At 42.1% G+C, this 12,056-nt stretch carries 11 protein-coding genes; 1 reads left to right on the top strand and 10 read right to left on the bottom strand.

The window, feature by feature from the left end; genetic code table 11:
* Window position 1: 1 nt before the first annotated feature.
* The 8 genes from RBB56_RS16735 to RBB56_RS16700 form a co-directional block, all read right to left on the bottom strand.
* Complete coding sequence (locus tag RBB56_RS16735) at window positions 2-760, bottom strand: CFI-box-CTERM domain-containing protein (RefSeq protein WP_306720096.1); 759 nt, start codon at window positions 758-760, stop codon at window positions 2-4.
* A 55-nt stretch (window positions 761-815) separates the two neighbouring features.
* Window positions 816-1,544: a YebC/PmpR family DNA-binding transcriptional regulator gene (locus RBB56_RS16730; protein WP_306720095.1), complete on the bottom strand. Its 729-nt coding sequence runs from the start codon at window positions 1,542-1,544 to the stop codon at window positions 816-818.
* Window positions 1,545-2,861: a hemolysin family protein gene (locus RBB56_RS16725; RefSeq protein ID WP_306720094.1), complete on the bottom strand. Its 1,317-nt coding sequence runs from the start codon at window positions 2,859-2,861 to the stop codon at window positions 1,545-1,547. It abuts the gene before it with no gap.
* Window positions 2,862-2,962: 101 nt separating this feature from the next.
* Entirely contained in the window at window positions 2,963-3,304 is a 342-nt protein-coding gene (locus RBB56_RS16720) for a type II toxin-antitoxin system PemK/MazF family toxin (RefSeq protein ID WP_306720093.1), read from the bottom strand.
* 84 nt (window positions 3,305-3,388) lie between these two features.
* Window positions 3,389-4,564 carry an alanine racemase gene (gene alr / locus RBB56_RS16715; protein WP_306722199.1) on the bottom strand — a complete coding sequence of 392 codons (1,176 nt, stop codon included), beginning with the start codon at window positions 4,562-4,564 and terminating at the stop codon, window positions 3,389-3,391.
* Between the two features lie 22 nt (window positions 4,565-4,586).
* Window positions 4,587-6,155: an NAD(P)H-hydrate dehydratase gene (locus RBB56_RS16710; RefSeq protein WP_306720092.1), complete on the bottom strand. Its 1,569-nt coding sequence runs from the start codon at window positions 6,153-6,155 to the stop codon at window positions 4,587-4,589.
* A gap of 80 nt (window positions 6,156-6,235) precedes the next feature.
* Window positions 6,236-6,928 (bottom strand): hypothetical protein, encoded by a 693-nt coding sequence (locus tag RBB56_RS16705; protein ID WP_306720091.1) that lies wholly within the window; start codon window positions 6,926-6,928, stop codon window positions 6,236-6,238.
* Window positions 6,929-6,992: 64 nt separating this feature from the next.
* Window positions 6,993-7,649: a redox-sensing transcriptional repressor Rex gene (locus RBB56_RS16700; RefSeq protein ID WP_306720090.1), complete on the bottom strand. Its 657-nt coding sequence runs from the start codon at window positions 7,647-7,649 to the stop codon at window positions 6,993-6,995.
* Window positions 7,650-7,872: 223 nt separating this feature from the next.
* Here RBB56_RS16700 and RBB56_RS16695 point away from each other — a divergent pair, with 223 nt between their 5' ends.
* On the top strand, window positions 7,873-9,789 hold the full coding sequence (locus RBB56_RS16695; protein WP_306720089.1) for an ABC-F family ATP-binding cassette domain-containing protein: 1,917 nt from the start codon (window positions 7,873-7,875) through the stop codon (window positions 9,787-9,789).
* 90 nt (window positions 9,790-9,879) lie between these two features.
* Here RBB56_RS16695 and RBB56_RS16690 read toward each other — a convergent pair whose 3' ends face one another.
* Both RBB56_RS16690 and RBB56_RS16685 read right to left on the bottom strand, forming a co-directional pair.
* On the bottom strand, window positions 9,880-11,085 hold the full coding sequence (locus RBB56_RS16690; RefSeq protein WP_306720088.1) for an NADP-dependent isocitrate dehydrogenase: 1,206 nt from the start codon (window positions 11,083-11,085) through the stop codon (window positions 9,880-9,882).
* 260 nt (window positions 11,086-11,345) lie between these two features.
* A complete protein-coding gene (locus RBB56_RS16685) occupies window positions 11,346-12,047 on the bottom strand; it encodes a GntR family transcriptional regulator (protein ID WP_306720087.1) in 702 nt (233 codons plus the stop codon).
* Window positions 12,048-12,056: the final 9 nt, after the last annotated feature.

The raw sequence follows: 12,056 nt of genomic DNA, 5'->3' as shown, positions 1-12,056 counted from the left end.
CTTATTTTGCCGTTATAAGATACTGAGATTGTAACTCTTCCATCATCTCAATATATTTTGCTCCGCAGAGCTCGTTTTGTCCATTCTCAATATAAGCGATGCATGGTTTTAAATACTGCTCCCATATATACTTATACTTTTCCTTCGGACAATCGGATTTATCAATTCTTTTTACAATAGTAGGAGCAATATCATAATATTTTTTTACTAATTCTTCTCCGCCTTCCGTCGCCGCCAGATAATTATCTCTATAATCTCTTAGAAGATTCAGCTCATAGCAGTCTTCAGGTTTATTCAGACTCTTACAAACAGCCGTTGTTACATAACATAGCTTCGTTTTAAATCCTGATTGAATGCTCGCAGCATCCGCACTCTTAATATTACTTCCTTTGAACCTCTTCGCCCATTTCTCACAGATGAAGTCTGTAAGTTCTTTGGACTTTTCCTGTTTCCCTTCCAAAATAGCAGGCATAACATAAATCGCCATAAACATATTCATATTAAGCTGTAAATTATTCCTTTTAATCTTATTCGTTTCTTGTTCCAACAGCGATGCTGCATATTCTACAAAATAATCGGAGAATTCATTCAGGAATTCCTCTTCCTGTACTGCGAGCTGTTGATTCAGTTCATCAAAAAAATTGCGATTTCCTTCCAGATAGGAATTTAAAAAGTCCGCATAAGTATCTTTTTTAAATCCATGAAGCCGTGCTTCCATATTCTCCAATAAAGGGGCTACATTCTTAAGCGTTTCATTCATCCTTTATAACCATGCTCCTTTCAAAGTCCGGAGACTTTGTGCCTGGTACAAACTTTTATTCACTCCAGTTATGATAAACAGCTTGTACGTCATCATCCTCATCCAACAAATCTAACGTCTTCTGCAAATTCTTAAGGGCTGTCTCATCCGTAAGTTCCACATAATTCTGGGGAATCATTGTCACCTCCGCCGATACCATAGGAATATGCGCAGCCTGTAATGCCTGATTCACTGCATCGAAGCTGTCCGGATCCGTTACAACCTCATAACTATCCGCTTCTTCTGCAAAATCCTCTGCTCCTGCATCCAGAGCTGTCATCATCAAATCGTCCGCTTCCATTTCACACTCTTCTTTATCGATAATAATCTGGCCCTTCTTATCGAACATAAAAGAAACACACCCCGGCGTTCCAATACTTCCCTGCCCCTTCGTAAAGGCATTTCTTATGTTCGCCGCTGTACGGTTCTGATTATCGGTAAGAGCATCCACAATAATGGCAATACCATTGGGGCCATATCCTTCATAAGTAATATATTTATAGTTTACATTTCCAACATCCCCTGCCGCCTTTTTAATTCCTCGTTCGATCGTATCATTCGGCATGTTGTTCGCTTTTGCCTTAGTGATAACCTGTGCCAGCCTAAAGTTATTGGATGGATCCGGTCCCCCCTCTTTTACTGCTACTGCAATTTCTCTTCCTATGATGGTGAAAACTTTACCCTTCGCTGCATCATTTTTTTCTTTTTTATGCTTAATGTTAGCAAACTTAGAATGTCCTGACATTTATTTTTCTCCTTCCGGTTCTTTAATCTTCGTTACCAAAACTCTCAGTATCATCTTACTCTCCACGGATAATATCCTGAAATTATATCCATCCACATCGATATCGAACTGTTCTCTCTCCTCGGGGATATGATCCAGCTTCGATATCAGGAATCCGTTGAGCGTCTCGAATTCCTCTTCTTCAAAGGAAATATCAAATCTTTCCTCCAATTCTTCCAGAGGTGTCTTTCCATCTATAATATACTCGTCTTCATTGTCTGTGGCCTCTATGTATTCTTCATCTACATCGTATTCATCCAGAATATTGCCGACAATTTCTTCCAGAATATCTTCCATCGCCAGAAGTCCCGCTGTCTGTCCATATTCATCTACGACAATGACCATCTGGGTCTTTGTAGACTGCATCATCTGGAACAATACATCAATATTCTTCGTCTCCGGAATAAATACCGGTGCCCGCAGCAGTCCGGCAACATCCTTCACAGGGAGCCCCATCCGTCCGCCCCTATTGTGCATCCTTATAACATCCCTCATATGGACGATTCCGATAATATTATCGATATTCTCCTCATATACAGGAAAACGGCTGTTATTGGCTTCCATCATGAAGCGAAACGCTTCCTTTAACGTCATGCTGCCATCCACCGCCACTATATTTTTGCGGTGTGTCATAATATCCTGTGCTTCTTTATCTCCGAATTCAAAAATGTTCGTAATCATCTCCGCTTCTGCCGGTTGAAGAACACCGAGTTCTTGTCCTTCGTTCACCATGGAAATGATTTCTTCCTCTGTCACATCCGCAATATCCTTGTCCTCTTTAATACCGAACAACCGAAGAAGAGCTTTGGAAGTCTGAGCGGCAATTTCCGTAAAAGGGGTTAAGACAAGAGTTACATAGTGAACCGGATAAATGAATAAGTAAGCCCATTTCTCGGGATATCTCGCTGCCAGTCTCTTGGGAAGCAATATGCCGAAGGTTAATAATATGTAAAGCAAAGCCACCGTCGTAATGATAAGAGAAAGGATATAGTTATTCATGAATTGGCTTATTTCCTGTTGCCATATTCCAAGGTAAAAACCTCCCATTAATAAGTGAATCAAAATAGAAAATAATTGTACCGTGTTCACATATTTGGAAGGATTGTTCATAATCGCACTTAATCGTGCTGCCTTTGCATCATTGTTTTCTTTTGCCTTCTTTTCTACCTCTTTTATGTTAAGGTTACCAATTGCCGAACCAAACCCATAAAAAAATACATCAATCAATAATAATGCGACAAAGAAAATTATACTGGCAGTAGGCCCAGCATCGTCCATATTTCCATCTCCTTTTGTACTTCATAAAATCTCAAAATAAACTATATCATTTTACCTTCTTACCGTCAAGATTAAGCCCTTCCTTATGTATTCTTCCGGTCTTATACGTTTAACTCAAGACTAATAAGAAGGCCCTGATTTACTTTATCCATAATCTCATCATCCAAGTGTCCTACTTTGTCCTTAAGGCGTTTCTTATCTATCGTTCTAAGCTGTTCGAGTAAAATAACGGAATCTTTCATCATATCGCAGGTTTTCGCATTCAGTTCGATATGTGTAGGCAGCTTCGCCTTATTCATCTTGGATGTAATAGCCGCACAAATCACGGTGGGGCTATATTTGTTCCCGATATCATTTTGTATAATAAGTACTGGTCTTACACCGCCCTGTTCGGAACCGATTACCGGTCTTAGGTCCGCATAATATATGTCTCCACGTTTCATCGTTCTCACCCTTCATTTAAACTTCTCTATGGCAAACCTCTTATAGTCTACATTATTGCCAGTTTATCTAAGGGTATTCAATTGCTACTCGAAATCGCGAAAATTATCCTTCAACCCAATCACCTTCCCGGCCTTCAGATAAACTCTGGGAACTCTCTGCCCAATCAGGCAGGCGAGTTCATAATTAAACCGACCGGATAGCTCTCCAAGCAGCTCCATCGTAATACATTCATTACCGTCACGCCCGATTAGGATTACTTCATCCCCCTCCTGAACGCCCGAAATATCCGTTACATCCACCATGAATTGATCCATACAGATCCTGCCTAGAATCGGAGCCCTCTTTCCTCTGACCAAAACATATCCCTGATTGGAAAGACCTCTGGGATATCCATCTCCATACCCTACCGGTATGGTCGCTACTTTAGTCAGTCTTTTGGCTAAGAAGGTTCCCCCGTAACTGACTGCGCGCCCTGACTCCACTTCTTTTATATATACAATATGGCTTTTCAACTCCAAAGCCGGTGTTAACGTAACAATATCCTGAGCGACTTCGTTAGAAGGCCATAAACCATATAAAATAATTCCGGCACGGACTACATCCATATTCGCTTCCTGCAAACCAATGATTCCGGCACTGTTGGAACTATGGCATATAGGAATATCATATCCCGTCTCCTGCTTAATGGTCTCTATAAAATCTTTAAATATCTTCAGTTGAAGTCTGACCGCTGTCTTATCCGCTTCATCAGCTCTGGCGAAATGAGTAAAAATACCTTCCAACTCCAATTGAGGTATCTCTAATACCTTTCTGACAAAAGCGAGCCCTTCTTCATCGGGCGTTATTCCGATCCTGGACATTCCGGTATCCACCTTGATATGAACCTTAAGCCTCTGACCATCGTTCACACAGGCTGCTAAAAGTTCCAAAACATCATAGCGAAATACAGCAGGAGTAATTTCCTCTTTTACTAAATCTTCATAACAATACGGAAAAGTATAACCCAAGACCAAAATTGATTTTCTGATTCCGCTCCGGCGCAGTATCATGGCTTCCTCTGCCGTCGCTACCGCGAAACCGGATAGACAATCCAGGGATTCTAATTCTCTTGCAATAGGTATCGCTCCGTGTCCGTATCCATCCGCCTTAATCACACTGATAATTTTCGTCTGCGGCGCAATATTTTCTCTTATATGCTCCACGTTAGAACGGATGGCATCCAGATTCACAGATGCATAAACTCTGCTGTATTCTTCCATCTTCGGCTCCCATCTGCGTGCTTTAACATACATAGCTTTCTCTTCCTTCGCTCGTTATATATTTTAACTGCTCGATCATATCTCCTGCCATTAAGGCATGGCGCCCCATCCTCTCAGCTGCCATATCTCCAAGCATTCCATGAAGAAACACTCCTCGCTTTGCCGCTTCGAACGCCTCCAGTCCTTGTGCTGCAAGCCCTCCCAAAATACCGGCAAGCACATCTCCGGAACCAGCCGTTGCCATACCGTCATTGCCTGTTGTATTCAGAAACAGGTCTTCTTCTTTAAAGGAAGCCACTATCGTCCGCGCATCCTTACATAAGACAACACAACCAAGCTCCCTGGCAAGTTCCTTCGTCTTACCAAACATATCTCGTTTCACCTGAATCGGTGTACATCCATAAAGTCTGGCAAACTCGGCTACGTGAGGTGTTAAAATCACCTGCCTGTTTCGTTCATATCCGGACTGTTTCAGTTCCGCCTTCAGCTCTTCCGACTCTGCAATAAGGTTCAATCCATCCGCATCGATAATCAGAGGTTTCCCCGATTCCCCGATAACATAAGAAAGTATTCGATATGCCATCTGGCTTTTGCCCATTCCCGGACCGATTACTATGCTATCTGCCCACTCTATATCCCCACGAAGCTGCTCCAATAGCATTTCTTCCCTTCCTTCTGTTTCGTAAGTCGTAAGCAACGCCTCCGGCACATTCCTCTGTATGATTTCCCTATTCTCCTCCGGAGTCACCGCTTTCACCATTCCTGCTCCGCTGCGGTATGCACTCCTTACACAAAGCTCGCAGGCTCCGCTCATATTCCTGCTCCCTGCAATCGTAAGTACTTTGCCGAAGGTACCTTTATTTCCGGACTTTTTACGTTCCGGTAAAAGATGAGTCATGAGCCTTGCCTTTTTCTCATAATCTATAGCATAGGAATAAACGAGAGGTTCCTTTCCCCGGAAACTTTCCTTCGTAATACCAATATCCTTACAAACTACTTCTCCGCAGTATTCACACCCCGGATAGAAAATATGCCCTATTTTTTCATATGCAAAGGTGACGGTAACATCTGCCTTTACCGCCGTTTCTTTCACCTCTCCCGTATCCGCACTGATACCGGAGGGAATATCGACCGCGAATACGAAACCGCCAAGAGAATTCACTTTTTCTATACTCTCGGCATAAATACCCGACACATCTTTCGACAATCCGATACCAAACAATGCATCTATGATAATATCATATTCCCCATCTCCTATTTTGGCTTGCAGAGGACATTCATATTTTTCAATAATTGTAAGTTGGACGCTCGTCTGCTCACTGCATCTGTCTCGGTCACCGATCAATGTAAAGTCCACTTCATATCCCCGCTGCATAAGAATCCTTCCAATTGCAATACCATCCCCCCCATTATTTCCACTACCGGCTACGATAAGCACCTTGCTGCCGGAGAGGAATCGTTTCTCCACTTCCTCCACTACGGCAAGTGCGGCACGCTCCATAAGTACCATGGATGGAACCTGAAAATATTCGATGGTCACCATATCATATTGCTTCATTTCCTTCGAGGACACAAAATATCTTTTTTCCATACCGCCCCTCTCCCTTTATTAAGAAATGCGCCAAAAACAAAGCTGTTCTGACGCATTTTTATTATTCTTCGTAATAGTTATTATTCTTCTTTATCCACAATCACCGTTTTTGAAGAATCCACATTTTTTTTGGCTGCTCGTTCCTCTCTTGCCTTCTTACGTTCCTCCGGATTATATTTCATATCGAAGATTTCAATGACCTCTGCGCCAAAGATATCATGCATATAAGAATACAAATCGAAATTCGCTTTCTCGCTCTCTTCTTTATGGACGAGATTCTTCTTAATTTCAATGCGGACATTCTTCACCCACTCGTTAATCGTATCGATATCCTTCGTATTCTGCGCAATCCTCCTATAACAAATCTCCATTGTATCCAGCATTAACTTATGGTTCACACGGTTTATTTCTTCCGGCAACAACTTAAGTTCCTCTTGATAAATATCCAGCTTCTCATTGCATTCGTTAATCAGGCGTTTATTCTCCTCCATCTTCTTCTGCGTCTTGCTATCGGGATTATCTCTCAGATCTTCCGCCATATCCATAATCTCTCCCATTAGCTTCTTTTTTAACCGCCTGATATCCTTTGACTCCGTATTCAACTTTCCCTGACGCTTAATTAATTCATTGAGTTTCTCTTCATTATACCTAATATCCCCGGATACTTCCGTCTGCGCCTGTGTAAACAGCTGATGCCATTTATTATCCAACGTCAGAAGCGGTATCTCCTTGCCGGCAAGCGCCGATTTAAATATATCTTCCGAACGTGCCATACCCTTCACCCCTGTTTCTCATTCGTAATTAAATGGTAACTGTTCCATACCCTCGCAGTTACATTTAAATATCCTGCTGACCCTTATTATCCATTTCAAATCGATTAATATTATAAGACAGCTTCATCAAGCTATCCGATAAATGGACATTCTCCACCTGTACATCTTCGGGCACACTTAAGTCTACATGCGCAAAATTCCAGATTCCTTTGATTCCATACTCCACCAGCAATTCAGCCACCTTAGTCGCTTCTCCCTTCGGTATCGTAAGAACTGCCATATCGATATCGTTGTCCTTAACAAAAATCTCCATATTCTCCATCGGCTGTACTTCGATATCCCGTATCTTATTCCCATAAAGAGCCGGATTACTATCAAAGATACCCTTAAACAAGAATCCCCGCCTCTCAAAGTTCACATAATTAGCAAGCGCTTGTCCCAGATTACCCGCACCGATAATAATTAAATTGTGAGTCTTATTCAAACCAAGTATTTTCCCAATTTCATAATAGAGAAATTCTACGTTATACCCATATCCCTGCTGACCGAATCCGCCGAAATTATTGAAATCCTGCCGGATCTGAGATGCGGTCACTTTCATAATGTCGCTTAACTCCTGAGAAGAAACTCTCTCAGTTCCTCCATCCTTGAGTTCACCCAAATATCTAAAATATCTTGGCAGGCGGCTTATTACCGCCTGGGAAATTTCTTTTTCTTCCATAGTGCTCCCCCTATTCCAGCATTTCCTATATCATAACAGTTTGGCATCCTCACTGTTACAGAAGCAAAGATTGCTTTGTGAAAATCCATTAAAATCATCTTATATTATCCTATTATATAAAACTGTTAAAAGTCTGTCAATGAATTGACAGACTCTTTTATCCTATGTAAAATAGGGATTGCCGTTCACATTTTAGGCAGTTTACATACAAGGAGTCTTAATTATGGTGTTATCTTGTCAAAATATCAGTAAAGCATTCAATGAAAAAAGCATATTGAAAAATATATCTTTTCACATAGAAGATTACGATAAGGCAGCAATTGTCGGCATTAATGGTGCAGGTAAAACCACGCTGCTCAGGATTATTGTAGGAGAACTCTCCGCTGACGAGGGCGTAATTGCCTTCTCCAAAGATAAAACTTTCGGCTATCTATCCCAGCATCAGGCTGTTAACAGTGCCAATACGATCTATGACGAGCTACTTTCTGTTAAGCAGGATCTGATTCATCTGGAGACACAGTTGCGAAAGACCGAAGCGGCGATGAAATCTGCCACGGGAGATGCCCTTGAAAAGCTAATGGAATCCTATTCCCTTCTCACCCATCAATTTGAACTGGGAGGAGGATATGCTTACCGGAGCGAGCTTATCGGTGTATTAAAAGGACTTGGCTTCGCGGAGAGTGAATTTGATAAATCCATTTCCACCCTTTCCGGCGGGCAAAAGACTCGTGTAGCTCTCGGCAAGCTGCTTCTTCTTAAACCAGACTTAATTATGCTGGACGAGCCGACCAACCACCTGGATATGTCCTCCATCGCTTGGTTGGAAACCTATCTTTTAAATTATAAGGGTGCGGTCATTATTGTATCTCATGACCGTTATTTCCTAGACCGTATCTCTAATAAGATCATAGAACTCGATCAAACAAAATCCACTGTGTTTTCCGGTAACTACAGTGAATATGCTGTCAAAAAGGAACAGCTTCGCACGGCAGCTTTAAAGGCTTATCTGAATCAACAGCAGGAAATCAAGCATCAGGAAGAAGTTATTGCCAAGTTAAAAGCCTTCAACCGGGAAAAATCCATCCGCCGCGCCGAAAGCCGCGAAAAAATGCTGGATAAAATAGAGGTAATCGAAAAGCCTACAGAAACACCTGCTGATATGCATATTCACCTGGAACCAAAATATGTAAGCGGTAACGATGTTCTCCATTGCGAGAACCTGTCCAAATCCTTCGGGGATCTCACTCTGTTTGAAAATATAAACTTCGATATCAAGCGAGGAGAACATATCGCAATTATAGGGGATAATGGCACCGGGAAAACCACGATCCTAAAGATTATCAATGGCCTGCTTCCAGCCGATACCGGCACCTTAAAAACAGGAACCAATGTGCACATCGGTTACTACGATCAAGAACATAATGTACTGCATAAAGATAAAACTTTATTCGAGGAAATCTCCGATGACTATCCGACCTTAAATAACACAGAAATACGAAATACTCTCGCTGCTTTTCTCTTTACCGGTGAAGATGTGTTCAAACGAATCGGAGACTTAAGCGGCGGTGAAAGGGGACGTGTATCCCTTGCTAAGCTTATGCTATCGGAATCCAATCTACTCATCCTCGACGAACCGACGAACCATTTGGATATCGCTTCAAAAGAAATATTGGAAGATGCGCTTAACAGCTACACAGGTACGGTTATTTATGTCTCCCATGACCGTTATTTCATTAATCGTACTGCCACTCGTATTCTGGAACTATCCGGCGGTAACTTAATCAATTACCTCGGTAACTATGACTATTATCTGGAAAAGAAACCACAGCTTAATGCTCCTTTAGAGTCTTCCTCCGAAGCTGTTTCAGGAACTGCTTCCGCCTCCAAACAAGACTGGAAGGATAAAAAGGAACAGCAAGCGAAACTTCGAAAAAGAGAAAACGAACTAAAACGAATGGAAGATCGTATCGAAGTTCTGGAGAACCGCGATATCGAGCTCGATGAGCTTATGGCTTCTTCTGATGTCTGTACCAATGTTCCCAAATTACAGGAACTCTCCAAGGAAAAAGAAAGCATTGTAAAAGAACTGGAGCAGTTAATGAACCGTTGGGAAGAACTAAGTTCTGAACAAGAACAATAAGAGTATCAAAAAAGAAAAACCGCTGCAAACCATGGCACAATGTGCCTGATATTTGTTCGCAGCGGTTTTTCTATGTTTTCATATAACTATTTACATCGCTTCATATGTCTTGCGAATCTCACGGATAAAATCTGCACTATTAAGCACCGTTACATCCTTTAGCGAGGTAATAAGGGCAAGATCCTTCGTCATTTTCCCAGCTTCGATGGTAGAAAGGGTTGCTTTTTCTAATTTATCGGCAAATTCAACCAGTTCCTTGCTCTCATCTAACTCTCCGCGCTTACGAAGAGCGCCTGTCCATGCGAAAATAGTAGCCACAGAGTTCGTCGATGTTTCCTCACCTTTTAAATGTTTATAATAGTGACGCTGTACCGTTCCATGAGCCGCTTCGTATTCATAAACTCCGGTAGGCGATACGAGTACAGAAGTCATCATAGCGAGAGAACCAAAAGCTGATGATACCATGTCGCTCATCACATCTCCATCATAGTTCTTACATGCCCAGATAAAGCCGCCTTTTGCTTTCATAACGCGGGCTACAATATCATCGATCAGACTATAGAAATACTCAATTCCTGCTGTTTCAAACTTCTCTTTATATTCCGCATCGTATATTGCCTGGAAAATATCCTTAAAATTATGGTCGTATTTCTTCGAAATCGTATCCTTTGCTCCAAACCACAGGTCTTGCTTCGTATCCAACGCATAATTAAAGCATGCTCTTGCAAAGCTTGCAATAGAAGCATCTGTATTATGTACACCTTGGAGGATACCCTCTCCCTTGAATTCATGGATTGTTTCTTTTGTAACGGTACCATCTGCTGCCGTGTATACAAGCTCTGCCTTGCCTGCGCCCGGCACCTTAATCTCTACATTTTTATAAATATCTCCGTAAGCATGACGCGCTATCGTAATTGGCTTCTCCCAATTTCTTACGCAAGGTTCTATTCCCTTTACTACAATAGGTGCGCGAAATACAGTTCCATCCAAAATAGAACGAATCGTTCCGTTGGGGCTTTTCCACATTTCCTTCAAGCTATACTCTGTCATACGGTCAGCATTAGGAGTAATCGTTGCACACTTCACCGCCACTCCGTATTTCTTCGTCGCCTCTGCAGAATCCGCAGTCACCTTATCATCCGTTTCATTCCGGTGTTCCAAACCGAGGTCGTAGTATTCTGTCTTCAAATCAATGAACGGCAACAGTAATTCTTCTTTAATTATCTGCCAGAGAATCCTTGTCATCTCATCTCCGTCCATCTCCACTAAGGGAGTTACCATCTTAATCTTATCCATTTTATATCTATACTCCTTCCACTTATTGTACACAGTTACCGTTTACAATTCCGCCGCGAACAGTAACTGTACACCCACTATCTTACTATCCCGGCGCTTCTTTGTACACCCCTAGTTACTATTCACGGCTATACCGTGAACAGCAACAAAAATGCACACAAACTGCCGAAGAATGCATTTTGGCGCTTATAGCACTCGCAAAATTGCATAGAGATACAATTTTAACTTCGCGTTGATTTGAGGCTGAAGTGTAGCCAGCCCTATTCTTGCTCCTGTGCCGGTCCGTAGATATCATATAGACCGTTCTTCACCATATTATCATAAGCATTGATCATGTGTTGATTGGCAAGCTCCTGTGCTTTCGCCTTATCCTTATCTTTAATGGCCTCCATAATCTGCCTGTGTTCATCATTGGAAGTCTGTCCTCTTCCTCCATTAGCAAGAGTCTTTTTCCTCACACGGAGTACATATTCATGGAAATCAACCAGCAACCGTTCTAATTGTTTGCTGTGGCAGGCTTCATACAGAATATGATGAAAACGATTATCCAACTCTGCTATTTGGTCCATATGGCCTTTGGAAGCGTGGAAATCCGCCAGGTATACGTTCTCCTCCAACTCTTCCAGTTGCTCCCTCGTGATATGATCGGTAGCCCATTGCGCGCAGAGCCCCTCCAGCAAGGAGCGTATCATGTAGATATCCTGGACGTCCTTAGCAGTAATACCTGTTACATAAGCACCCTTATTAGGCACTATCTGAATTAATCCCTCAAGCTCGAGCTGGCGAAAGGCCTCCCTTACAGGAGTTCTGCTTACGCCTAATTCTTCGCCGATAGCAATTTCCTTAAGTTCTTCATGATCCTTATATTTTCCGCTTAATATATCCTCTCTTATCTTATGAAATACTCGTCCACGCAGAGAATATTTATCCGTCACTTCTTGCTTTACATCATAACTTCCCATCGCATCCAA

This window comes from Kineothrix sp. MB12-C1 (genome assembly GCF_030863805.1).
GTDB lineage: Bacteria > Bacillota > Clostridia > Lachnospirales > Lachnospiraceae > Kineothrix.
Note: the sequence above shows the minus strand (reverse complement) of the source record. Positions and strands in the feature narration are given on the sequence as shown.